This window comes from Thermogutta sp. (assembly GCF_039793925.1).
Taxonomy (GTDB): domain Bacteria; phylum Planctomycetota; class Planctomycetia; order Pirellulales; family Thermoguttaceae; genus Thermogutta.
Window position 1 is genome coordinate 17,258 of sequence record NZ_JBAMME010000216.1, and the last position, 25,829, is coordinate 43,086.

General features: G+C 59.0%; 16 protein-coding genes. 4 read left to right on the forward strand and 12 right to left on the reverse strand.

Annotated elements, in window-relative coordinates; genetic code table 11:
* The first annotated feature begins 165 nt into the window (after window positions 1-165).
* On the forward strand, window positions 166-1,872 hold the full coding sequence (locus ABJK56_RS08815) for a DUF1559 domain-containing protein (protein WP_347244299.1): 1,707 nt from the start codon (window positions 166-168) through the stop codon (window positions 1,870-1,872).
* Window positions 1,873-2,025: 153 nt separating this feature from the next.
* Here the strand turns inward: ABJK56_RS08815 and ABJK56_RS08820 are convergent, their stop codons facing one another.
* From ABJK56_RS08820 to ABJK56_RS08870, 11 genes are all read right to left on the reverse strand, one after another.
* Window positions 2,026-4,599: a DNA gyrase subunit B gene (locus tag ABJK56_RS08820; RefSeq protein ID WP_347244300.1), complete on the reverse strand. Its 2,574-nt coding sequence runs from the start codon at window positions 4,597-4,599 to the stop codon at window positions 2,026-2,028.
* 79 nt (window positions 4,600-4,678) lie between these two features.
* Window positions 4,679-5,011, reverse strand: a complete 333-nt coding sequence (locus ABJK56_RS08825; RefSeq protein WP_347244301.1) for a DUF721 domain-containing protein — start codon at window positions 5,009-5,011, stop codon at window positions 4,679-4,681.
* A 29-nt stretch (window positions 5,012-5,040) separates the two neighbouring features.
* Entirely contained in the window at window positions 5,041-6,438 is a 1,398-nt protein-coding gene (dnaN, locus tag ABJK56_RS08830; RefSeq protein ID WP_347244313.1) for a DNA polymerase III subunit beta, read from the reverse strand.
* 444 nt (window positions 6,439-6,882) lie between these two features.
* Complete coding sequence (locus tag ABJK56_RS08835; protein WP_347244302.1) at window positions 6,883-7,941, reverse strand: helix-turn-helix domain-containing protein; 1,059 nt, start codon at window positions 7,939-7,941, stop codon at window positions 6,883-6,885.
* Between the two features lie 159 nt (window positions 7,942-8,100).
* The gene (locus ABJK56_RS08840) at window positions 8,101-8,298 is read right to left on the reverse strand and encodes a hypothetical protein (protein WP_095416701.1); all 198 of its coding nucleotides are present in this window, start codon (window positions 8,296-8,298) and stop codon (window positions 8,101-8,103) included.
* Window positions 8,299-8,676: 378 nt separating this feature from the next.
* The gene (locus ABJK56_RS08845; RefSeq protein WP_347244303.1) at window positions 8,677-9,663 is read right to left on the reverse strand and encodes a TIM barrel protein; all 987 of its coding nucleotides are present in this window, start codon (window positions 9,661-9,663) and stop codon (window positions 8,677-8,679) included.
* Between the two features lie 502 nt (window positions 9,664-10,165).
* On the reverse strand, window positions 10,166-11,653 hold the full coding sequence (locus ABJK56_RS08850; protein ID WP_347244304.1) for an MFS transporter: 1,488 nt from the start codon (window positions 11,651-11,653) through the stop codon (window positions 10,166-10,168).
* A gap of 586 nt (window positions 11,654-12,239) precedes the next feature.
* Window positions 12,240-12,689 carry an Hsp20/alpha crystallin family protein gene (locus ABJK56_RS08855; RefSeq protein ID WP_347244305.1) on the reverse strand — a complete coding sequence of 150 codons (450 nt, stop codon included), beginning with the start codon at window positions 12,687-12,689 and terminating at the stop codon, window positions 12,240-12,242.
* A gap of 375 nt (window positions 12,690-13,064) precedes the next feature.
* On the reverse strand, window positions 13,065-15,164 hold the full coding sequence (locus ABJK56_RS08860) for a tetratricopeptide repeat protein (RefSeq protein ID WP_347244306.1): 2,100 nt from the start codon (window positions 15,162-15,164) through the stop codon (window positions 13,065-13,067).
* A gap of 353 nt (window positions 15,165-15,517) precedes the next feature.
* On the reverse strand, window positions 15,518-16,972 hold the full coding sequence (locus tag ABJK56_RS08865) for a Gfo/Idh/MocA family oxidoreductase (RefSeq protein WP_347244307.1): 1,455 nt from the start codon (window positions 16,970-16,972) through the stop codon (window positions 15,518-15,520).
* A gap of 103 nt (window positions 16,973-17,075) precedes the next feature.
* Window positions 17,076-20,600, reverse strand: a complete 3,525-nt coding sequence (locus ABJK56_RS08870; protein WP_347244308.1) for an FHA domain-containing protein — start codon at window positions 20,598-20,600, stop codon at window positions 17,076-17,078.
* Between the two features lie 598 nt (window positions 20,601-21,198).
* On the opposite strand from ABJK56_RS08870, the gene ABJK56_RS08875 reads away from it, so the two are divergent.
* The 3 genes from ABJK56_RS08875 to ABJK56_RS08885 all read left to right on the forward strand — a co-directional run bounded on the left by ABJK56_RS08875 (window position 21,199) and on the right by ABJK56_RS08885 (window position 25,212).
* The gene (locus ABJK56_RS08875; RefSeq protein ID WP_347244309.1) at window positions 21,199-21,927 is read left to right on the forward strand and encodes a sigma-70 family RNA polymerase sigma factor; all 729 of its coding nucleotides are present in this window, start codon (window positions 21,199-21,201) and stop codon (window positions 21,925-21,927) included.
* A gap of 106 nt (window positions 21,928-22,033) precedes the next feature.
* The gene (locus tag ABJK56_RS08880; RefSeq protein WP_347244310.1) at window positions 22,034-24,025 is read left to right on the forward strand and encodes a hypothetical protein; all 1,992 of its coding nucleotides are present in this window, start codon (window positions 22,034-22,036) and stop codon (window positions 24,023-24,025) included.
* Window positions 24,026-24,171: 146 nt separating this feature from the next.
* The gene (locus ABJK56_RS08885; protein ID WP_347244311.1) at window positions 24,172-25,212 is read left to right on the forward strand and encodes a DUF933 domain-containing protein; all 1,041 of its coding nucleotides are present in this window, start codon (window positions 24,172-24,174) and stop codon (window positions 25,210-25,212) included.
* 59 nt (window positions 25,213-25,271) lie between these two features.
* Here ABJK56_RS08885 and ABJK56_RS08890 read toward each other — a convergent pair.
* On the reverse strand, window positions 25,272-25,829 hold a 558-nt coding region (locus tag ABJK56_RS08890), incomplete at its 5' end, for a hypothetical protein (RefSeq protein WP_347244312.1).

Below are 25,829 nucleotides of genomic sequence, written 5' to 3' on the forward strand. Positions count from 1 at the left end.
CCCCCTTTCAGAGGCAAAGCAAGAGTGGGAATAGGTTGGGAGCGCGGCGAGTTGACATCGCGCGGCGAGTCACCTATTTTCACCGTTGCTTGGGGAACCGCTATTTTGGAGACGTCTTGCAAAGTGTGAGAAGCGGGTACTATCTTTTCAGACCGGAGGTGACCCATGGAACGCAGCTTATCCCAAAGCGGACGCAGGATCCTCCTGAGCTGTTCAACGGCCGTCATCGGTTGGGCTGTGGCGGTATTACTCCCGCAACCTTCTCTGGCTCAGCAAACACGGGCTCAGGCCGAGCTGTCAGATATTCCTCCATCAGCGGTAGCTGCAATTGTGGTCCATCCGCAGCGGATCCTCACTGCGCCCGAGTCGGAACTCCTGCCGATCGAAGTCATCGCGGCTGTGTGCCAGAAGGAATGGGGTTTTGACCCCGTGCAACTGTCGCAGATGACGGCTTCGATTATTTTACCGCAGCAGGCAGAAGCCGGCCTTGGCTCCGAGGCGCCCCGTTTGCTCCTCGCCCTGCGCTTCTCTGCACCACAGGACCCGGAAAAAATCTTGGCCCAGTCTCGAACATCTATGAAAAAGGACGTCCTCGCAGGAAAACCGTTCTATGTGGAGCGATACCAGGAAACATGGGCGCTCTATCAAGTTGATCCGCAGACCGTCTATCTGGGCGATCCGAACTTAATTCGAGAAGCTGTAGAAAAGCGCGGTCGAACCGCCTCCGGACCTGTTCTTCAAATGCTTCAGGAAATGCAACCACTTTCTGACTTCGTCGCGGTCGTCCATCTGGAACCGCTGGCGGAGATGGTTCCGGAGTCTCTGCTCCAGATGATGCTGCCGCCACCTTTGAGTGCGGCTTGTGAAATTCCTCCGCTTGTCGCGTCACTGCGAGTCCAGGCGAATTTTACGGGGGATTCCAAGTGTCGCATTATGATTTTCGCCAAGGACGCGATGTCGGCGGAGAGGCTGGAGCGTATTCTGGAACAACTCCTGCGGAACGCCAAACAGTTGATGATCGAACGCCTGGAAAACGAGGCCGCCATGGACCAGGATGACGTGGTCAGCCCTGCCATGGCCAAGTACATCGCGCGGGTGGGAAATCGCATCATCGCCGGGATCATGCCGCAGAGGAAAGACAACGTCCTGCAGTGGGAGTTTTCCACGGGGGATCGCGCGGGGCTTGGATTCACAGCCACAATGGTCAGCCTCCTTCTGCCGGCTGTGCAATCCGCCCGGGAGGTTGCTCGCCGCTCCCAATCGGTAAACAACCTTAAAATGCTGGCTCTGGCTATGCACAATTACCATGATGTGTACGGGCATTTTCCTCCACAGGCCATCACGGATAAGAATGGCAAACCGTTTTTGAGCTGGCGGGTTGCGCTATTGCCGTTTCTGGAGTGCAGGTCTTTTTATGACCAGTTCCATCTCGACGAACCCTGGGACAGCCCGCATAACTCGGTCTTCATCAAGCAGATGCCGGAGGTTTTCCGCAATCCGTCGGCCCCACGCGTTCCCGGAATCACCCACTATCTAGGCATTGTTGGGAAAGGTGCTTTCTTCGAGGAAGGTAAAACCCGGAAGTTAGCTGACATTCTTGATGGGACGTCCAAGACGATTATGTTTGTGGAAGTCGACCCCGACCGCGGCGTCATTTGGACAAAGCCGGAGGATCTTCCTTTCAATCCCGATAATCCTCTCGATGGCCTGGGGCACGCCCATCCCGGTGGGTTCAACGCGGCGTTCGCGGATGGATCAGTGTACTTTATTTCCTCCACCGTGGACCCGGAAGTTTTCCGAGCGCTCATCACCATAGCGGGTGGTGAGGCGCTGGGTTCTCTCGAAAATGCGGCAGGTAAAAAGCGTCCCTGAGCGTATGTCCGGAAAACGGAGGCGGTTTTTCCGGAGGGGTGCTTAACGTGCCCGACGGACCGGGACCGCGCCCAGCATCACCTCGGCCCGCTTCGGAAGGCCGGGTTTCGCGTGAGCCATCGTGGACCACTCCAGAAAGGCCCGGCAGGGGCCTTACACATCGAGATGCTGCACCTCCAAAGCGTGCTTTTCGATGAATTCCCGCCGCGGCAGGACCTTCTCGCCCATAAGGACGCGAAACATTTCGTCGGCGGCTCCCGCATCGTCCATTGTTACCTGGATGAGCGTGCGGTGGGCGGGATCGAGCGTCGTCTCCCGCAGCTCTTCGGCATTCATCTCCCCGAGACCTTTAAAGCGGGTGATCTGGAGGCCCCGTTCCCCAGCGGAGCGGAGTGCTGTCAGCAGCCCGCGAAGATCCTCCAGACCCTGCACCGACTCACCCCGCCGCAGAACATACCGCGGTTTCTCCTCCCCTGTTCTTTCAACGGGGAAGAGCGCATCGATCTCGAACCCCATCTCGCGCAGGGTTTGCAAATGGGCATTGATAGTTCGCACTTCGTGCAGCTCGATGATATGGAGCCGCCGCTGGGGTTGGGACGTCGGTTGTTCTTCGGATGCTTCCTGATCCTCAGCCTCGCCGTTGTGGTCACCCTCCACGACGAGCGTTTCCCCGGTCTCGGCCTCCTCTTTTTCCAAAAACTCGTCCAGTTCCTGGCGCGTCGTGAACCAGTATTCATTTTGATCGAGAAACACATGGTAGACGGGCAGACGTCCGGTGGCCGGATCCCGCCGGGCGGCATGCTCGCGGAGACTGATCCCACGGCGTTCCAAGGCGATGACTGCCGCTTCGATCGCTGCTAGCGTGCGGCACAGACGCTGGAGTTCCTCGCCGGCGATGGTCCGGCCGTCGCCCGGCTCGAAGACCGCATCCGCCAGCCCAGCTTCCAGAAGCTGATTCTTCATTTCTTCTTCGGTCTGGACGTAATAGACCTCCTTTTTGCGGCGCACGCGATACAGCGGCGGCTGGGCGATATACACCATCCCCGCTTTGATGAGGTCGTACATCTGCCGGTAAAAGAACGTCAGGAGCAACGTGCGGATGTGGGAACCGTCGACGTCGGCGTCGGTCATGATGATGATCTTGCCGTAGCGCCGCTTGGAGAGATCGATTTCGTCCCCCACGCCCACGCCAATGGCCGAGATGATGCTGCGAATTTCTTCGTTGGCGAGTACCTTGTCTTCGCGGGCCTTGTAGGCATTGATAATCTTTCCGCGAAGCGGGAGAATGGCCTGAAATTCGCGGATTCTTCCACCCTCCGCACTGCCACCGGCGGAATCGCCCTCCACCAGGTAGAGCTCGCACTTATCCACTTCGCGGCTGGTACAATCACGCAGCTTGCCGGGAAGCCCCGCACCACTGAGGGCGCCCTTGCGCTCGCGGACCAACTGCCGGGCCTTGCGGGCACTTTCTCGGGCTTCCGCCGCGAGCAGCGCTTTCTGAATGATTGCCCGGGCAGTCTTGGGATTTTCCTCCAGATACCGGGATAAAAAGTCTCCCACCGCAGAACTGACAATACCCTCCACCTCGCTGTTGCCCAGCTTGGTCTTGGTCTGCCCTTCAAACTGCGGATGCGGCACGCGCACCGCCAGAACGCCCGTCAGACCCTCGCGGAAGTCATCGCCCGTGGGAATCAGGTCCTTGAAAAGTCCCTCCTGACGCCCGTACTGATTGAAAGTTCTGGTGAGGGCCGTACGAAAACCGGAGACGTGCGTCCCGCCCTCAGTGGTGCAGATATTGTTCACGTAGGAGTGGAAGTTCTCCGTGTACTCGGAAGAATACTGCATGGCCAGCTCGATGGTGACGCCTTCCACCTCCGTGGACATGTAGATGACCTCGGGATGAATCGGCTCGCTGGCACGATTGAGATACTCCACAAATTCCACAATGCCCCGCTGATAGCAGAAGGTCTCCCCTTCATTGGTCCTCAGATCCTTGAAATGGATTTTGACGCCTTTGTTCAGGAATGCCAGCTCCTGAAGGCGACGGTAAATGATGTTGTAGTTGAATTCGGTATTGGGAAAGATCAGTGGGTCGGGCTTGAAGGTTGTCTTCGTCCCTGTGCGGTGGGTCGTGCCGATGCGTCGCACCGGACCTGTTGGTTTTCCTCGCTCATATTCCTGGCGATACACCGCACCGCCCCGGTACACTTCGACCACGCACCACTCCGAAAGGAAATTGACGACCGTGACTCCCACACCATGGAGGCCACCCGACGTGTAGTACGCCCCTTTGCTGAACTTTCCACCGAATTTGAGCAGCGTCATGACGCCTTCCAGGGTGGAGACCCCAACGACGGGGTGGACCTCCACAGGGATACCGCGGCCGTTATCCTCGACGGTCACGGAGCCATCGCCGTTGATCGTTACCCAGATCTGGGTGGCGTAGCCCGCCATCGCCTCGTCGATGGAGTTGTCCACGACCTCGAACACCAGGTGGTGCAGCCCTCGTGTGCCGGTGTCTCCGATGTACATACTGGGCCGCTTGCGGACGTGCTCCTGGTCGCTCAGGTGTTCGAGCTTGTCGGCCGTGTATTCCTGCTGCCCCTGAAGAGCGCGGAGATTGGTCTCTTCTTCCTGGGTGCTGGCGCTGGGGACCGTGGCATCTTCTGGTATAGGCAGAGCTGCTGGCTGAGATGAAGACTGGTTATTGAGATTTTCTTCGTTCATAGCCAAGTTTGGTTACCTTCTCGACGAAACACTCCGTTTTTCGTTGTCGCTCCAGACTTCCGTGAGGACTTGATTATGCTCATTCGACCGGTCCGACCCGAAAGCGGATGTCGCGGATAGCCTTCTGCGGCCACCGCTGTTGCAGGCGGCGGAGGATCTCATGCTTGCGGAAGGTCAATTCCTGGACAGCCGCCGAATGGCTTACCACGACTTCCAGCTTCCCTCGCGACAGCCTGACCACGCGACTCAACTCGTCAAGTGGCGGCCCCACAGTTTCCTGCCAGGCGGCCTGGAGCTCGCGGGCCGACTGCGTCTCCCCAACCCCAGATCGTGCGAGAATCTCCGCCACCACCTCGGAAATATGCCGCGGCTCCTGCGACCGAGTTGAGCGTTGCCTTCGTTTTCGCGCCACTCTCCGGACCCTCCCTGTTCGAGGCCCACTCAGTTGCTGCCGAGCACGAGCGGCATCATCAGGTAGGCGTAGCCGTCGGAGGTCTCAGCAAGCACGGGACTCTCCTCGGACCAGATCTTCAGTGTGAATGTTCCCTCATCCCCGAGAACTTTCAGGAAGTCCAGGATGAACCGCTGGTTCAGGCGGACCATGGCCTCCTCACCATCGTAACCAATGGGAAGTTCCACACGGGATTCGCCATGGGAAGCACCACGCCCCGAAAGAACCAACTTTCCCGATGAAAACGTGTACACGATCCCGGGATTCTTATCATCCACCACAATGGATGCCTGGCGGGTCGCCGAGCCAAACTCTCTGACCGGCAGATCCACGCGGACTTTTTCAGGGGCCTTGGGGAAGACTTCGCGCCACCTAGGAAACCGCGCGTCCACGAGCCGACCGGAAACAACGGCCGAAGACGTCACCACGAAGATCTTCCCCTCCGCCACCGCCAGCTTCACTTCCTGATCGTCGGACTCGCGGGAAAGGATTCGCTGGATGATTTCCACCACCCGCCGCGGGATGATCACGTCTTCGCTGGGGCGATGACCGCCCACTCGCCGTGCCTGACCTTCCTGGCAGGCGAGTCGCCGCCCGTCCGTACCAACGGCCGTCACCTTCTCGTCGCCCAGCTCCAGATAAACCCCTCCCAGATTAAATCGGGTGCCCTCGGTTTCCACGGCATATTCCGTGCGGCGAAGCATTTCCGAAAGGTTCCGCGCCGCGAACGCGTGATAAGCCTCCGCCTGATAGCCCGGAACTTCAGGAAACTCCATCGCGTCCGGCGTGGGAAATTGAAATTCACTTTTTTCACCGAGCACGAGGAGCCGATCCCCCTGGCTCTCCAGCCGAATCTCTTCATCGTTGAGCTCTCGCAACAGAGCGAGCATGGTACGGGCCGGAAGAAGCGTAGTGCCAGGCACTTCCACTTCCAGCTCGGGCACATGAAGGCGCAACCCGACCTCGAGATCGGTGGCCATGAGGGTCCCACCCCCATCCCGACATTCGAGAAGCAGGTTCTCCAGAATTGGTCTGGCCGATCGGCCCGGGCAAACGGCCTGGGCCAACTGCACCATTTCCGCCAAACTTTCTCGCTGAGCGACCACCTTCATTGTGAATTCCCTGAACAGCCTCGCCGCGACCAACCCACGATGCAACAGGAAGTAACGGATCTCGCCGACACGGCAGAGAACCCACGCCCCGGACGCCGTTTGCAACCAGTGCCGCCCGGTTCCTCCTCGGCGAAGATCAAGTTCCAATCCTCTCATTATCCCATAATCTGGGGCGTTCTGGGAGTATTCCGTTGCCCGTTCCGACCGCCCGGCCGCAGCCAGCGATTTTTGGAGACTGCGAAGGGTGATGGAGTTACCCGCGTGTTGCAGTTCCATCACGTCAATTTAAGCTCGTTACCCATTTGGATTATTTTTCTCAGTCTTCGCATGCCAACGTGTCGATAAAGCAGATAAGATATGAGAAAGCTGTGGACAGGTGCGGCGGGATGGGGGTGGCCGCTAAACAATCGACGCGTGACTAGGTGATTCTTGATGACTAACACGCTCTTATTATAGATGTCGGTACTCCAGGCTGTCAGTACGGAGTTATTAGGGTCACAAGATGCGCCCAGCCAACAAGTTGTGATAGGTGTTGTGTTGGGGAAAAGGTGTTTGATTTGCGTTGGGGAGGTGTTAGTCCCGCGTCACGTTTGTGGATCGAGGAGGCCGCGGAACCGGTGTTATGTCAATTCCTTTGGTCCACGGGGTGCTGGCTGACATTGGGCGAACAGGTCTGGTTTGATAGTAGGGGCTGAGATGAGACCAAGCGGAAGCGGCCCGTCATGTGACACCCAACAGTTCCTCTATAACCAGCAGGGCTTCGCGGACTGCCATATCTGTGGTGGCCAATTCCTCGACCTTGCGACACCCATGCCCCACGGTGGTGTGATCGCGACCCCCAAAATAACGACCTATTTCCTTAAGGGTTCGCTTGGCCAGTTTCTGGCTCAGGTACATGGCGATATCCCGGGCAAGCACTTCTTCACGTTCCCGGCCTGGGCCGCGCAGTCGTTTTAAAGGGATGTGAAAGTACCGGGCGGTGGCCCGGGCGATTTGCTCCATGCTCACGAGTGCTCGCTTATTGTGCGTTCGCACTAGCGACTGGGCGAGGGCGTAGTCGACATGGCGTTCGCCGAGGTTGTGGGCGGCTTCCTGCGCAAAACCCAGGATCTGCCGCGGAGAAAGGGGTAATTCCCGCGCCAGCAGGTCAGCCGCGGCATCGGTGAGGAGAAACCCGTGCCGCCGGAACGCACCTTGGAAGAGGGCTTTTCGCACGGATACACCCGGCAGGGCAAGCGGGGCCGTCAGACCGCCCACCAGGATTTCCCCGACTCGATCGTCGAGGTCGGTGATGTGCCATGGGCGGACTCGGCTGGCTACAGCAACGCGCGGTGAGCCGCGCTCCGCCGCCTGGAGCATGACAACGCATTCCTCCTGTCCGGCGGGATATTCCACAAGAAACTGGAGGTCGTCCAGGATCACAAGGCTCGCCGCCTGCCACGTTTTTCGGAATGCGCGGTGGCGCCGATTTGCCAAGGCCTCAGCGACGGCCTGTCCGAATTCCGCCGCATTTTGGCGCAGAGTAACGGCTTCAGGATTTCGCCTTTGAAATTCCCGTTCGAGGATGTCCAGGAGGTGCGTTTTTCCGGTGCCTGGCGGACCAAACAGCGCGAGCGTCCCTGGCGGATCCGGTTCCAGGAACCGCTCCACGGCAGCCACTGCAAGCCAGTTTTCCTGCGCGACGAAAAACTGCCCTGGGTAATCCGGCGGCGGGGTACCGCCCTCACCGTCCAGGTAGGTTACGCCGGGCAGGTTAAACTGCAATTCCAGCGAAGGCACAACCGCGGGGCCCTCCAAAAGGAGAATCGCATGGACCACATGAGGCCAGATTTGTCACGCTCCTGACACTTGATATTGTAGTGGTCCTGTGTGGTCCCCGCGAGGGGGACGAAGGCAAAGCTACGAGAGCGAATCAACCTGGTAAAAGATACCAAATCGTCACTGACCAGCCAGAATTCGCGCATTCTTGGCCTGGAGGGTGTACTTCTTCACCCGATTGAGGTAGATTCGCCGTCTGACCTTGCTGCTGACGGTCTTGGCCAGTCGCGCGTATTTTTCTGCCAGTTTCTCCTTCACCTGGGCGATTCGCAAAAGCTGACGCTGCTTGATGTTGGGAGGAGTTCCAACTGCGTTCATGGCAAGAATTCGCTCCTGAACTCGCGACAAACAGTGTGCGCGGGACTGGGATCTTCCGTTAAAGATTCTATTCGCTCGCGGGACGCTGGCCGAAGTTCCCCGCAGTTCCGAATTCGGCTTCTTAGGCACGGATTTACAGACCAGCTTGACCCGCACTGACGCAGGGATTCAATGGGTCGGAAAACATTAGTAAATCACCTTGGCAAAACGCCGTCAAGGACGGCATTTCGCGGGGGTCGCCGACACATCGAATTCACCCTCGTTGGCCCTCGAAGAACGATGGCCGGCCAGCGAGACACACAGACGCCGATCCATTGGTGGGCAGATCAAAATAGCCTGATGGAAATGCTTCCTGTGCCGCTCCCCGGGGAACACCAGTCATTCGAACGAGATCCCGACTTGTTGGGCAACCTCCCGCAGGTATTTTTGGGAGTTGCGGTACTCCTCGGCGCTTCGCATGTGCTCCATCATCAGGGGCACGTCACCCGGCAGTGTGGCGAGTCGGGTAAGGTACGTCCGATAATCGAGCGCCCCTTGGCCTAAGGGTACTTCCACAAAGTGGATGTTCATCTCGACTTCCCATTTGAGGTCTTTGGCGTGGCAACTGGCGATCCAGGGGCCGAGTTTGTCAAAGCACTCGTTGAGCAGGGCGGTGTTGTTGTAGAAGCGTTCTGGACAATTGATGAGATTGCAAGGATCGAGGTGCACACCAAACGCGTCTCGATCAACGGCTTTGATCATGCGGAGATAGGAGTCTGGGCTGTCGGGGAGGGCCCAGCCCATCATTTCGTAACAGAACTTGGCCCGTTTGGGCTTTACGGCGTCGATGATTTTCCGCGCATTCTCGACGACGGCATCAAAGAATTCTTGTGAGAGGTTCTTGGGATGAGGCCCGTACCACACCTCGGGATTGAAGGAACCGGCGATGTTGACGCAGCAGCGGGCATTCACTTCTTCAGCGATGGCCAGGCCGTCGATCACCCGCTGGAGGTTCTGGGCTTTTACGTCCGGCCGGACATCCAGAAGGTTGCACCACACGCCGACTTCCGCAATGACCACGTCATTTTTGGCAAATGCGTCGCGGATGGCGCGCAGCCGTTCGCGGTCATCCACCTTGACGCCGGGGCAATAGGCCGCCCGATAACCTTCGGCGCGATGCTGCCGCGCAAGCTCTTCAGGGTCGGACGAGCCTCCAAAAATTGGTCCGCCCAGGCGGACGGGATGTTTCGTCCCGGACGTCTGCGGAACGCTGGATTCCGGCTGGAAGAGCGAGGGGATGGCCTTGGTCTGGCAGAGAGTTCCACCGACAAGTGCAGCCCCCGTGCAATGAAGAAACCTGCGTCGGGAAAGTCTTGGCGAAGACATGCGAGAGCTCCTTGATTGCAAATGATGACGCGGACACGCGGTGAGCCGAACCCGGTGTTTCCGTGGGGAAGTTCGGCGTGAATCATTGTAATCGGAACCAAAGCATTTGCCACGACCAGGTTTTGAGCACCGAGCCCATCCTCGGGTACCGACGCCATCGTTCGCTCGGGATGATGTCTTCATGTCACCCACACGTTCCATTTCCAGACGCAGCCCTGGCATTTCCCAAAACGGCCACCGGTACGGCGCCGTGTGAGCGTGGGTCATGTCGGCGAATGCACCAAAGAGGAGAAACTCGCGGCATTTGACCAGGCATGGCGCAAAGGATGAATGGCGCGGGATGAATGGCGTGTCGGTGCCGAGAGCATTTCGCGGAAACAGGAATCGTGTGGTCGAGCACGACCCATTTGACGGCCCGACCGCCACCTGGGAAAAGATGTCAGCGACGAAGCAAGGAAAAAATGAAGGGACCCAGCGCTATCTGAATGATGAGCGGACCCGGTCAACTGGGACGATGTCCGATGGTGGCGGTCGCCTCATCTGGATTGATCCCGGAAACAGCGGCAGGGGTTGGGGACTCGGCAGCCCCTGAAAGCACTTCCGGAGTGAGAGCAGGGGTATGATCCGATCCCGCCGAGAGAACGCCGGCTGTGTGTGATCCCTGACTGCCGGGAGCGCAGGCCGATACCGCCGGGGACACTCCGCTGATTTCTGCGATTTTCGTCAGCGTTTCCTGCGCGCAATGAGAATCTGACGTTGGGTGCTTCCGGAAAACTTTGGCACGCTGAAGCCAGACAAAAACTGCGTCAAAAACGAGGACGCTAACACAGACCGCCACAAACATGGCAGAGTATCGTGGTAAGCCGAAATCACCAGCGAATCTCAAAACCGCTCCTGCGATGGGCCCACCCACAAAAAGCCCGGCGTCGAAGGTGGCCATCATCAATGTGGTCGCCAATCCTCGGTGGCGTTTGGGATAGGCAGCGCTGCCCAAACCAACGATGGCCGGAAAAAGGAGAGCATGTCCCAAACCGAAGACCAGACCGGGGATCACGAGCTGCCATGGTCGACGGACAATCAGGAAAAGAAGCTGGCTGATCGCGAGAATCACCAATCCCGCGGCGATGACACGTTCCAGCCCCCAGCGCTGCAGGGGACGCAGAATAACAGACCGCACCGCGATGGCTGTGACGGCATAGAGCACAAAAAAGCCGCTGACGTCGTGCACGCCCATCTCGGCCACGAACCGGGGAAGAAAGGTAGGTGGAATAAAAAGGGCGGCACCCGCCACAATTCCGGCAGCCACCACCGACCCCGGCCAGTAATGGCAGAGAATGCCGAAGGTGGAGGGCCGTTTTCGTTGTCGAGACTGCCCGCGGAGATCGATCCGTGACCTGGTCTGGCGACGCTGCATGCGATGGTTTGGGTTTCGCTCGGGCACCAAGCATGCCAACGGGTAGCTGAGCAGGCACAGTGCGGCCGCCACCAGGAAGAGGCGGTCGGCCGACCATCGGTCGGAAATCCCATGCGGAAACAACACATCGGCCAGGGGCGCCCCCAAAACTACGCCAGCAAAGCCAGCTGAACCGAAGATCCCAATAACTTCCGCCAGGCGTTCCTTGGTAACCCGACCGGTGATGAGCGTCATCGACGCACTGAACACGCCCGCCAGCATGAGGATGTACAGAATCCGGGCGAAATAAATGAGCGGGCTGCGATAATCGAAGATGACGAGATGGAGCAGGCAGGAGGCGGTAGTTCCGAGGATGGTGATCAGCCATAACCGTCGCGCGCCAAAGCGGTCGATGCTGTCGCCGAGGGCGAATCGTCCGAGCAGACTTCCCACCATCCCGATGCCCACAATCCAGCCGAGATGGTATTCTGTTCCGCCGAGAAAATTCACGAAATCGGCATAGCGGCAGAGGAGCGTGTTGGCCGCCGAAACAAGCGCGTTGGAGAGATAGGCCAGCCAGAAGGTGAAATCGTACACGCGGCCTTCGTGCAGAGCGACGGGCAACTGGCGAGGCCGATCGCGTAGCCCTTTTTCGCTGGATGGACACGTTCGAGGGGAGTGAGGTGAAAACTGGGCACGAAGGGTGGTAAGCATAGAGGATGAAGGGAAAATGGATTATTGCTGGCGCGTGGAAGTTCTCGACTGCAAGAAGTTCGCGAACCTACTCAGAATGAACCCCGTTGGGGGAAGACCTTCTCTTCTGGCGACGGTCGTCGCGCAAGAACACCTCTTCCAAAGAGGCTGCTATTGCCCCAATGGTTCGGTGACTGGCAATTTTACCCTGCCCGCCGGTCAAAGACAAAGGCCGAAAAATAAGGTGCCAGCGGACGTCCAGAACGCGCGTGTTGTGAAAAAATAAAAAAGTGAGGCGGGCGTTGTTGATGCTCCGAAGAACCTTGCCGAAGAGACGGGAGTCATCTCCGGAAAGGCCCAGGTGCATCAACCCAGGTCGCAGAGTGTCGGCCCCTCACACAACCCTGGACCTGGCCCACCCCACAGGGGCCTATTTCAGGGGGTGACTTCTACGCGCTAGCTGGTCCATCCGTGGAACCACCGAAGCGGATCAGGTCTTGACCGGGATCCGTTTCGGTTGGGCGGATTCGTCCTTGGGCAGCGTGATCCGGAGGACACCGTCCTTGTATTCAGCCTCGATCTTGTCCGGATTCACGGCCGCCGGCAGCGGAATCACCCGTTGGAACCGCCCATATTGCCGTTCCACACGGTGATAGGTCTTGCCTTTCTCCTCGGTTTCCTGCCGCCGTTCGCCCGTGATCCAGAGATGCCCTTCCTTGAGCTCGACGGAGAAGTCCTCAGGCTTCATGCCGGGCAGATCGACCGAGACTTCGAAGGCGGTGTCGGTCTCCGCCACGTTGACCCGCGGAGCGAACCAGAGGCCCAAATCGCTCCCGTTTTCGCTTCCGAAGAATTGATCCATCAATTCGTTCATTTCACGACGGAGCGCTTCAAACAGCCGAGTCGGGCTCGCAGTCCAGGGTACCAGCGTCCGGGTCATCGCCACACCTCCTCTTCCCACTCAGGACTCGCCACCGAGCCACTGTCACCTCGACCCAGCCGGTGGCATCCCGGGCCGAGGTCGCCCAGCCGCGTGGGAGGAAATCTTTCTCTCCTCCGCTCTGTGTATTTACGCAAACACCGTGCCAATCGCCCAATCGCGGCGCCTCTTAGGGCAGAAAATGCGATTCACAAGTCAAATTCAGAAAACGACTTGCGATGCGTTCACGCTTCCTGTGTGCCTTTCCCAAGGAGGAGCCAGGAAAGAGCGCTGAATGAGAGCGAACTAGCTGCCAATCTGGCAGTCTCTGCCGAAACCTTTTTACAGATCAACACTTATGCGGGGAGGGGATCTCGTACCCAGGTGGTTCTCGCTTTACCGCGGCGTTCCAGAGGAGGCATTCTCCGCGCGAGCGGTTCTGGAGAGCGCTTCTCGCATGGTCTTGAGATTGGAGTGTGGCACAGTGAGTGCCGACTCGGGAAGGCGTCGCGCGCCCACCGCTTTCTCCATTAATTGAACGCCTTTTTCGGTGAGTTGAACTGCTCTGTCCTTCTGACCGGTTTCCCAGTAGGAGACCCCCATGCTGACGTAGGTTTCGCCCAGCCGGCCGGTGGTGGCCTCATCAAGCTGCCCGGCGGCGGCTTCCAGGTGCTCCAGGGCTTTGTCATAGTAAGGGGTGGCTTCCGCGTGTTTCTTCTGTTGGATGGCGAAAATGGCACCCATTCGGAAGTAGAGGCGCCCCATCAGGTAGTGGTCCATGGCGCTGGGAGTATGGCCGGCCAAACCAGCCTCCAGGGCTTGGATCGCCTGTTGGCCGTATTGCAAAGCCAGATCATGCTTCTCCCGCGCCTGATAATGCTGGACGACGTCGTAGAGCGCAGCTCCATATTCCCATTGAAATTGAGCCTTGCGTGTGGGGCTGACGTCTTGCACAAGAAGCTGATACGCCTGATCGAGTTTCCCCAGCCAGGATTGGGGATCCACGGCCGTGGGGAGGGCCACACTGACAGCCAGTGCCGTGGCCGCCACTTTGAATAGGGCGCGGGGAGATTGCCGCTCGTTCTGGACCAAGTCCTCGGCCAGCTCTTCGGCCCGCTGCAACCACCGCCCCACCACGGCTTCTTTCTGCTCCCAGACCCCCCAGGCAATGTCCCGAGCGGCGCCGAGATGGGCGTCTACCAGGACTTCCTTGGCTGCCACGCGGTAGGCGGGATAAGGATCGGTGCGGAGAGCCTGGGCCACCTTGATGGCCTCGTAGTGATTGTCGAGGGCCTTTTTAAAGTCCGGAGGGTCTGCCGCATGATAGACATCGCCGAGCAGACAGAGCGCCCGCGCTTTAACATGTGGTCGCTGGTCGGCCACCGCGATGACCTGTTCTAGCTGCGGAATGGCTGCCGCTGTCTGGCGATTCTCGATCAGTATCTGTGCCAGATCTAATCGGTACTGCACTTCCTGGGGCTGAAGTTGGACAGCTCGCTGAATGCTTTGGAGGGCCTCAGCCGAGCGGCCCATCAGACGTTGGGTGCGGGCCTGCAGCCACCATGCTCGATCGGCCCGCGGATCGAGTTTCAGAGCTTGGGAGACATCGCGGAGGGCGAGCTCCGGTTCGCTTTCCCAGAAAGTCTCGGCACGCAGAATGAACGCGTCGGCGTTGAGTTCTTCCAGGATGATGTCCGTGACCATATTGGAGGCTTTGCCGGGCTGGTCCGCTGGGGCAAAGGCGAAGATGACACCCCGCTCCGGGAAAGTTTGCCCGAGAATTTCGCCCTGCGGGTTAGAAATGTACACCGGGCGGATGGCCGCCAGTTCCAGATGCTGGGCCACGAGATTGGCGGGATAACTTTTCTCCAATCGCACGACGATTGACCGCACCTTATCATCCCGGACAAGCACCTCGACCCGCTGAAAAGGTGGCATCTGGAATAGATACCAGGCTTCCTGAGGGGACTGCTTCACGTCGGTCGGTTGGCCCCACTGCTTCAACAATTCCGCCGTTGTGGTTTGGCCGGGCGTCACCCCGTTGAAGGCTGCTGGTTCGGGAGCGATTTCCACCTGGCTCGTCCGGGGGTCAAGCTGCGCGCGAGGCTCTCCCTCGGCTGAAGAGTCCCCGCCAGGGACGCCGGTCGGAGCACGGTCGGCCGCGCTGGGTCCAGTGCGGACTCGCAACTCGGGTTCAGTGGCCGAGGAATTTTGAGGAGTGTTCTCGGTTCCCAAATCGAGCTGAATTCGCTGGGGACTGCTCTCGGCACTTTGCGCTTGGCCGATGCTGTCCCCGTTGGCTACTTTTTCCGAGGGAGTGGAGCCGGTTGTGCCACTGGATGACGGCTGTGCGACGGCAGGCGTGGGAGTTTTAGAAACGACAGCCGGCGCGGGGACGGCCGGTGTGGGAGTCGGCTCGTCCGCGGCAAAACAGTGGGCCCGACCGAAGAGGGCCACGCACCACACAATGACGAAAAGCCGTACGGCACGCAACATCGCGAAAGTCCTCCTTGAATTTCGCACGTGCGAGAAAATTGCCGGCAAAAACTGGCATGGAAATTTACCGGCAAGTGCGGCGGCCTGTCCAGGGCAATTTTGGCCCGGCAAGAGAGGCTTTGGTCACGGTGAGTCCTTTCGCCGTCAGGAAGAAGTGAATCTGACGAGCAGATCTTCGCAAGAGACTAGCTCAGCACGCTTGTCGTCCCTGTAGAAACAAGTGGCTTATTTGGCATTGACAGGTGGGGGTGACGAACACACCCGTCTGACTGGGTGTTTATCCCAGAACAAGAATGGGACCACGGGAAGATCGCGCTAAGCACCCCGCTTGCCGGATCGGTAAAACTTGCCAGTCATTTGATCCAGGAGGCCACGTGCTTCATCGTCCAGGGTTCCCGCTGTTTCCTGGTAAGCATGCTGTTGGCTTCGTCATCATCCACAAAGCGCTCCTCAGCGGGATTCCAGCGGAGTTTTCGCCCCAGCATCATGGCGATATTCCCGATATGGGCGATGGTGATGGTCCGATGACCGATTTCCGCCGGGGCATAACAGGGCTGGCGGCTTTTGATGCAATCGAGAAAGTTCCGATGTTCGCCACCTTTGCCACCGTCCTCGCGCTTCACAACTTCGCTGGGAACATAAAGACCCAGGGCCCTGGGATCAACCTCCACATCCAATAGTTCCCGCCGGCTGGCGCGGAGCGCACCACGCCAGTTGTGCGATTCGATCCAACCGTCCGTGCCTTCAAAGCGGATTCCGGGGGAAGAAGTGCGTCCTACCAGGGGAGTGGAGCGATCAGCTTTGGCAGGGTCTAGGTCGCCCGGTCCTGCCGACACTCGCATCGTTACGCCATCTTCGTAGCGGTAATGGAGGTCGAAGGTGGGCGCCGTATTGTACACAGCATCCCGTGGGGGGAAGTCACCACGGCCTTCCACTTCCACAGGCCCTGTGTGTTCTGTGTTATGGCCCCACTGGGCAAGATCGATCATGTGGGCACCCCAGTCGGTCAGGACACCCCCGGAGAAGGCCAGATTCCAGCGAAAATTGCCGTGGACGCGGGCAGCGATGTAGGGCATCCACGGGGCCTGCCCGAGCCACATCTCGTAGTTCAGATAAGGCGGCGGCTCTTCGACGATATTTTTGCCGAAGGTGTCTTTCGCTTCGCCCACCACCCGCATGTTCGTGTTGCCCATCGGCAGCCGGACTTCGATATGTTTGAGCTTCCCAATCACTCCGGCGCGAACCAAGCTGACAAGGCGGAGATAGACGTCGATGGAGCGATTCTCGGAAGCTGTCTGGAAAACCGTCTTGTTCTCGGCGACCGTCCGGCAGAGGACCTGTCCTTCTTCCACGAACAGCGTGAGCGGCTTTTCGCACAGGACATCCTTTCCCGCCATCGAGGCCATCATGGCGGGAAGCACGTGCCAGTGATCGGGCGTGCAGTTCATGATCGCCACGATATCCCGCCGATTGATCAGATCTCGAAAATCCCCGTAGGCGGCGCATTCTTTGTACTCTGTACCCAGAAGCTCGCCGTAGAACCTGTCCACGCGTTCTTTTCCTGCGGCAAGATGCCGCTGATCTACGTCGCACACCGCGATGACCTGGGCGTCTTTGTGCCGAAAGACCTGGGCAAGATTCCATCCGACCCCATGACCTCCGCAACCGATGAGCCCGAGGGTGATCCGTTCACTGGCCGGGCTCAGGCCGGAAAGGCCCAGCGCTGAGGCCTTGACGAGCGTCGGCAACGCGAGACTGGAGCACAATCCTCCCAACACTTGGCGGCGGCTCAGTTTGTGGTTTAGCATCACAGACCTCCCGGTGAACTGGGAATTCAAAGTTGATCGGCAAACGATGGGCCAATGTAACAATGGCAGGCGGACTCGCACATCTTTGTTCCAAGGACTGGCTTCAGGTCGGTAAACGGTCTGCGGCAGGGGATGGTGAGTTCCCGGTAAGCCCGTTGCCCATAGTATTGTCATCACTCACCCACGGAATCGCAAGCTCTTGTCGGGCCAGTCTGAGGCGCAGGATTCTCCAGACGGCGAAAGGCAAAAAAGCGGCACTTGCCGCGACCAGGGCCATCAGGATGGGCACATGCACGCGGACGGCTGCCTGGAGCGTTTCCAGCTCTGGCGGCGAGCTGACTTCGGCCAGCAGCTTGTTTGCTGCTCGGGATGCCGTCTCCCATTTGGCGATGGCCTGCGTGACGCTGTCTAACTCTTCGTGGATGGACTGGACCTCCGCAGCGGCCTGGCTTAGATCGCTCGCCTGCTTGCGCTGGTCCATGCTTTGCTGGTGAAGCTCATCCCGTCGCTCCTGTAATCGACGGAGTTCGCCAGCGAGACTTTCCACAAGGACGAAGGCCTCCTGTTTTTTGACGGCAGCCAGCTCCTGTCGAACGATCGACTTGATCACTTCGAGCTTACTCTGTCCTAACTCCGCCGTGTTCCCGCTCGTCGCTGCCGAATCGGAAGGGGGCGTTGACGACGCGGTTGGGGGTGATGGCGTGTTTTCGGAAGACGGGCCATTCGCCTTCGGGATCGCAGCAGGTTCGACACCGGACGCCGAGTCCGGGCGTTCAGCCAAGCGTTTGGCAACGGCTGTGCTCAGTTCTTCCTCCGAGATCGCAATCACCGGGTTATTGAGGATGGACTGAGCCTCGCGGAGTTTTTTCTGATGAGCCTCAATCTCAGCGGCAAGTTGCGCCCATTCCTGCTCGGCGAGACTTGCCGACTGGAGCAGTTCCCGGGATCTCTTTTCCAACGTGCGGACATCGGCGGCTCCAAATTGCCGGCTGATGGTCTCCAAGCGCTGCTGCAGGTTTTTCTGTCGCGCGCTGAGTTGATTCAATTCCTGCTCGGTCATGGAACGGCATCGTGCGACAAGGCTTTTGCCCACCGAACACAATTCGTCAAAATAGACTTTCTGCCACCGCTCGAGAATGATCTTTGCGGACCGAGCGTCCGGACCGATCAACTGCCAAGTGACGTAAGGTAAACCCTCTGTGCGGCCGATTTTCACGGTCTCGAACACCCAGTCGATTCCTTTCTGTTGGACCAGAGGGCAGCTTGCCAGTATGGCGTCGTGACGAAGTTTTTCCACAATGGCCGGGCTATCCGGCCACAGAGGAGCGCGATTGTGAATCACCTCGGGCGGGAATTCACCGGGTAATTGGCCGTCTCGAACTGAGAGAAGGGCGGGCTTGTCGAAAAGCGACAAGCGGTGGAGCGTACTGTATGTTCGGGGGTAGAACCAGCCAACCGCTGCCATCACAATGAGGGCTGCCGCTGCCCCGGTTAAGACCTCCCAGGGCAGCACTTTCCAGCGACGCCGCAACGGGAGATTCACCACCCGCCAGGGACGGTAGCCGGTGACCGGGGTTGCGCTTTCCGCGGAGGCCCCCGTCGGTGCATCTCCAGACGGTCTGACCTGAGGGAATTTAGCGACAGGGGAGGGTGGCGGTGCTTCCTCGGTGACCTTCGCAGGCTCTGTTTGGGGCGCAAGAGTGATAAGCTCCTGTTCGCGGAGAAGCAGTTCCTGCCCTCGTGCGGTCAACCGGGCTTCCTGCTCACGGAGCTGCAACTCCCATGTGACGAGACGCTCCTGCAGGGCATCCAATTCGGCCAGGCGCTGGGCGAGCAACTTTTCCTGCTTTACCAGGCGTGTCTCACGGTCCTGCAGGGCGCTGCTCAACTGTTGATATTCCTGGTGGGCTGCTTCAAGCTTGGCACGATTCGCTTCCAGTTCGACACGCGCCTCTTGAAGTCGGCGTTCTTCCTCAGCCAGAAGTGCCAGTTGCTGGTCGATGACTCTCTCCCGTTCGTCAAGGATCGACTGGCGATGCTCAAGCTGCTGGAGGAGGGCCCGGTGTTTTTCGCGGAGGTTGGCCAGGTTTTGACGTTCCTCGGCGAGCGCATTTTCCTGCTGGAGGAGCTGCTGTTGTTTGTCAGCGAGGTTCTCATTCTCCTGATCGAGCTGTTTCTCTCGATGGACCAGTGACGACTCCCACTCGCGAAGCCGTGCCGCAGCGATCTCGTATTCTTGCCACGCTCGGGCAAGTTGCGATTGCGCCTGCTGGACATCTTCTTTTTCCTGAGCGAAACGGTCCTCCTCTGCAACCAGCTCTTCCTGGAGTCGCAGCAGGCTTTCGGACATTTCGTCGAGAGAGCGGGCCCATTCTTGGAGGAGCGCCTCCTTATAAGCGAGTTCCTGGATTTTTGAATTCCAGGGTTCAGGCAGAGTATTGGGATCCGGCGCGGACAAATGATCTGCCCCCGACGTCCATTCCGGAGGCGCACTGAGGAGAGGCCCGGCTGAACCGCAAGAAGGGGACGGGCGATCGGTCTCCCCGGGACGAATGCCTTCGAGATTGCCTGACGCGAGAAGCGAGAGGACCAGATCCTTGGCCCAGGTTGAACTGCGATCTCCCTGCATGGTTTCCTCGATGAGAATTTCCGTACATGCTCCGTCATGGCCGGCGGCTGGCCCTGCCGCGACCACTTCCCACACAGCGGTCTGCTGCCAAACGTCCGTATCTTTGCGCGGTCTTGGCCCGTCTTGCAGGGATTCACATTTAAGCTGCCCACCACCTTCCGTCTCCGGCGGCGGTGTATCGGGTTCCGCGACCGGCACCGATTCATCCGCTGCAAACTCCCTCATTGTGGTGATTTTGTGGGGAATCGCAACAGGGGTCTTTTGCCCAGAGTCCGATTCTACTTGTTGCTGCCCGTCCACCATGTGCCCGTGAGGTTTCTCTGGCGATTCCTTCAGGACCAGGGACACTCGGCCCAAAGTGAGCGTGCTTCCGGGGGACCAGCGAGCCACATCGATCGCGCGCCTGTCAAGAATGCACGCGTTCCCGCTGCACAGATCGACCACCCAAACCTCTTCGTGCTCGCAAATGATCACGCAATGGCAGCTCGAGACGGTGCGGGATGTGAAAACCACATGACAGGGCGGCCGTCGGCCGACGAGCGTCAAAGCGCGGGTGAGCCGCAACTGCCCATAGGGTCGATCATCCACGAGGATATTCACAACCCGCTCGAGGGCGGCAGTGCCTTTGGCGGTGAGATCAGGGTGAAAGTCATGCGACGATGGTGGTCGCTGATTCGCCGATTGGCCCAACCACTCCCATGAGACGCGATAGGGCCCCACGACAAAACGTCCCGACAGGGGAAACCACCCAAAGGGCAGCGGCGCGAAGCGATCGCGAGGTACAAGCGGCACGGCGAAAACACCGTCCTTCGTGACGTGGAAATAGAGGAGGCGTTTCGGCATTCCAGGGCCGCCGAGGGAAAGCTCACATCCCTGGAGGGTGCCCAAGCGAGCGAACGGCTGGCGAACCACGACGGTGCGGGTCTGGCCGTAGCCCTCGGCCACCAGCCGGAGCTCGCCTTCGCACCAGAATGAGGTATGGGAACGCGCGGAGTTCATGGATCCCGATTACCGGGGGCACCTCTGGCTGCCGAAGGTACCCCATTGGCCTGCCCGGACGGCGATGACCGCTGCGGGGCAGCCTGCCCAGCTACCAAGTCTGTCATACACAGTTGCGGGAGCTGCGGGCACTGAGCGGTATCACACCACCCTTGTGTTTGCTGGAATGTCCTCCTTTTCCTCACTTTGTTCCGATTGTGCGGGAAATGCAACTGTTAGGAGGGGTTCCAAGCTCACCTGTTTCGCGGTCGGCGGTGTCTCCCCTGAGAGAGGGATTATCCTGCCAGAACCTCCTGCCGCTTCGAGCGTTGAATATTGTGAGACGAGATAACAAACGTCGAGCCAATACGCTTAGCCTCGCGGGGCTAGCTGGATGGAAAGCATACAGCGTCGCCAGATTTGCGGCCTATGCCCAGACCGGTGTACAAGCTGCGAGAGGTGCGATTCATCCAAATGTGACCGATTGTCGCCGGCCGGGGTTGTGGAATCTGGCCGCGGTTGATGCCATCATTAAGAGTGAGCTGTGTAGAACTGATGGATGCGGCAACATAATCATACACGCGGCATCAACCCAGGTGGGATTCCACGAGGATGATCCTTGGCTGAAAAGGACTCCACTGCCCAACAGACAGCCCTCTGCGACCCCGACGTGCGTTTGATGCTCGAGGTTCGCGACGGAAGTGCCAGCGCGTTCGAAGAGCTGGTGCTGCGCTATCAGTCTCGCATCATCGCGGTGCTGGAGCATCTGGTGGGCAACCGGGATCAGGCCGAGGACCTGGCCCAGGAGGTGTTTCTTCGGGTCTATCGGGCAAGGCACACGTATGAACCCAACGCGAAGTTCGCCACCTGGTTATTTCGGATCGTCAATAACGTGGCCATGAACGCCCTGCGGAGCCGGGCTCGGCGACGAGAACAAACTGTGCCGTTTCGGCCCGGGGACTCCCAGCATTTTGAAGCCCTCGACGATGCCATCCAGGTGCCCAGCGGTCAGATTCCCGCGAGACGACTGGATAAACTGGAGATGCGGGAGGTGGTTCGTGTGGCCATGGAGTCCCTCAACGAGCGGCAACGCATGGCGGTCCTGCTCTGCAAGTTCGAGGGGATGAGTTACGCGGATATCGCGGCGGCCATGAAGTTGTCGCCCAAAGCGGTCAAGTCGCTGCTATCGAGGGCGAGAGCGAAACTTCGCGAAATCCTGGAGCCGTATCTCCAGAGCGGTCAGATGCCGGCTTTGGCGGGCACCCCGCCTGCTGAGGTATCCCAATCGGGAGAACAGGTAGAAGTGCCGGGGGAGGAGAAATCTCCTCCGAAGAGCAACGATCGATGAAAAAGGTTGTCAGCAAAGGTTTTTCTCCGAACGGTCGAGCCCAGAAAATATAGAAACGCTGCTAGATTCGTGTGGACGGTTTGAATGAGATAGAAGTAGAGATCCCATGACGCGCTCGTCGCCAGATCCCTCTGATGCCGCGGTGCGGCTGGATGCGTTACGCGAAGATCTCGTCGCGTATCTGGACGGCGAACTTTCCGCCGAGGAGGCGGCTCGCATCGAACGACTGATCAACGAAGACCCTGAGGTCCGCAGCGAATTGCAGCGACTGGCCGAGACGTGGGACTGGCTGAACGTCCTGGAACGGCCCACCGTTGACGAAGACTTCACCCGCACGACCATCGAAATGGTGGCCCGCTCCGCGGTTTCCGAGATCCAGGAAAAGACGGAGTCGCGGCGCAAATCCTTCGCACTGTTTGCGGCGGTCGGGGTATTGGGAACGATTGTCTGCTTGCTGGTGGGATATGCGATCGCCTTTTCTCTTTGGACAAATCCCAACCAGTGGCTCCTCGAGCATTATGCCGTCATCCAGAACCAGGATCTTTATCGGCATGTGGAAAGCGTGAGATTCCTGCAAATGCTTAAGGAAAACGGCCTGTTTGTGGAGGACGAAGAACTGCCTCCCGCCGGACCCGAACAGCCTGTCGGATTGTCCGCCAATCAGCCGCCGACCACGATGGAGCGCCGCGATTCAGACACGGTGACTGGCAATGTGCCCCCGAAAGGGGACGGTACAGCTTCAAATGCTCCCTACTCGGCACGGACTGTGACTTCGACTGGTCCCGGCTCGGTGAATCCAGCCGTCGAGGATTTGGCCTCAGCGACGGCCCCTGGGAAACCAGGAGGGAACGTTCCAACTGACGAGGCGAACTCTTCGAAGTCTGCTCGAGATGTGACAGAGTCTAAAGACGGATTCCCAAAGGCCGCGGCGGACAGTACTTCCTCCGCGGGGATGCCGCGGCTCGTGATGATCTCCGATCCCACCGAGGCCCGACACCAAATCGAGGCCATGACGGATGCGGAAAAGTACGAACTCCAGCAGAAAGTGGAGCGATTTAAGCAGCTCCCGGCCACCGAGCAGAAACGCATGATGCAGTTGCATGAGGAGCTAATAGCAGCGCCGGACGCAGCGGAGCTGGCCACTGTTCTTGTGCGGTACTACCAGTGGTTCAAACTCCTCACACCGGTGCAGCGCGGAGAAATGGAAGCTCTCCGGCCTGACGAGCGGATCGCGTGGATTAGGCGCACCCGCAGTGAAATGGTGACGGCCGCGATCAACCGTACGCTGTTCAACTTCCCCCCCGAGCGAATTCGGCAGCTCCTGGAGGCGTCGATGACCTCACGGCCGGAAGACCGACCGGCACCGGAAGACGTCTTTGTGCTTGTTCGGTTTGTTGAAGAGACGGCATCCAAACGGGGTGAGGAGTTGCTGGAAAGGCTCAGCCCGCAGGAACGACAGAACCTGGTGAGCAAGCTCAATCAGCTGCGCGACCCACAGCAGAAAAAAGAGCTCCTCGCGATTACCTGGTTGCAGTGGCAGCTCGATCATCCTGATCAGAGCTCGATGATCACCCCCCAGGAACTGGACGAATTGCTCACCAAGTTTTCACCTCTCACACGGTCTCGGTTGGAGGCGTTGCCGCGGGAGGAGCAGCTCAAGCGTGTGTCCCAATGGATTCGTGGCTCGGTGTTTTTCCGATACGTGATGCCGCGGGTTTGGGCGGATATGCGGCGCCCGGTGAGCGAACAGGAACTGAGCCGCTTTGTGGAGGAACAGCTTTCTCAGGAGGAACGTGCCGAATTGCTGGCTCTCCCACCTGAAGAGATGCAGCGGGAACTCACCCGCCGCTATCTCCGCTGGCGATACCCGGGAGTGGGCATGGGGTGGCATTTCCGGGGTCGGGGTGGCGATCGCAAGCCCTTACCAGGCGCAGACGCCCGACCGGAGCCCGAAAAGGAAACGCCAGTCTTCGGACCTCCTGGTCCTGGATTCGGACCACCCGGTCAGCCACCGCGCTTCTCCACCCCATCTCCGAAACCCCAGTCGCACGACTCATCATCCCCGCCTCTGTCACGGGAATCGGTTCCTGGGCAATAATGGGGAAATAGCTCAGTTCGAAGTTGGCTGAGCGACAATCGCCCGCTTTCCGGGTCCCACCGGTTCTTTGCAGTTTCGGTGTCGTCGGATGGGCGGCCGCTGCCCTGTGATCCTCCCCCTGTAATTTTTCACGGGAACAGACGCCAATGAAGATCGGCTTGGTCGGCTATCAGGGATGTGGCAAAAGCACGCTTTTTGAATGGCTCACCGGTGTGCCGCCCGATCCTGCACTGGCTCACACTGGGCAGTCGGCCATGGCCACCATTCCCGATCCCCGACTGGAGGAACTCCAGCGGATTTACAACGCGAAAAAGGTGACACCGGCCGCCCTGGAAATCATCGACACCCCCGGACTCAACCGCTCTCATCAGGGGAACGCCGCGAAGCTCGCGGTCCTACGCGATGTGGGCTGTCTGGTGATTGTGGTCCCGGCGTTCAGTGGATATGATCCCGCCGCTGAATTTCAATCATTTCAAGAGGATCTCATTCTGGCGGACCTGGAAATCGTGACTGGCCGCATCGAACGGGTGGAAGCCTCCCTCAAAAAACCCCATCCCAAACCGGAACGCGAACAGCTTGAGGAAGAGCTGCGAGTGCTTGAGTTAGTCAAGGAGCGGCTGGAAGCCGGGAATCCGCTTAAGGAATCGGAGATGACCCCCGAACAGCTCAAGCACACCCGGTCGTTCCGCCTTTTGTGTGAAAAGCCTCAGATGGCGGTGATCAACACGGCCGACGATGAACAGGATTTTGAGCGCTATCGAAAGATGCTGCCGGCAGAGATTCCGGTCTTTGCAGCCCCTTTGGCGCTGGAACTGGAGCTGGCCAAGATGTCGCCGGAGGAACGGGCGGAATTTCAGGCCGAGCTCCATGTGGGAGGCGCGGACCGCGGAGCCCTCTTGCGATTGATGATGGAGGTGGCAGGCCAGCAAGTGTTTCTGACCGCGGGACCGAAAGAAGTCCGCGCGTGGATGATGCGTCGCGGAGGGACCGCACTGGAAGCGGCGGAGACAATTCACACCGACCTTGCCCGGGGCTTTATCCGTGCCGAGGTGATGTCCTGTCAGGATCTAATTCGGTTGGGATCAGAACGCGAAGTCAAGGCCCACAACCTGGTGCGACACGAACATCGCGATTACATCGTCCAGGAAGACGACGTGCTTCTCATCCGATTCAGCGTGGATAAGTGAACAAAGGGTGGCTGCTGTCGCTTAACAGAGGAGCCCAGTCGGTTCGCGCCACGACTGCCTCAGGGCGTCAACTGAATGTCAAAAGTGTTGGATTTGGGCTCCACGGTGAAGCTCAATCCAGAAGTGTTCTCGTTGGCATATTTTTCCGGAAGCAGATTTTTGGGAGCTGGCGGCGGGGGCGCGTTCTCCTCTGGTGGTCGGTATTCCTCCTCGCCGCCCCCCGTCCCCGCAGGTGTGGCAGCTTTGGGGTACTTAAAGACTTTCACCAGATATTCCCCGGGAATCGCTCCATCTCCCTTGGCGAAGGTGCCCAGTTGATAACGGCCCTGGGCATCGGTTTCACCGGTGGCCACCTGGGGACCTTGCGCCTGCGTGCCGCCCGCAGAGCCCGCCGGCCCGGCTGCAGCAGATTTTGGCACAAATACTACAGTGGCCCCCTCCACCGGTTGCCCGTTCATCGTCACGGTGCCGGTGACGGGATACGTTTTGGGACGGCTCGGCCCTCGTGAACAACCCAGAACGAAGAGCACGCCGATAGCGGTCACCAACCAACAGTGGACAACTCGTGCGGTCATCGCTTTTTCCTTCCTTAAAAAGCACCCTCCCGATTTTAAAAT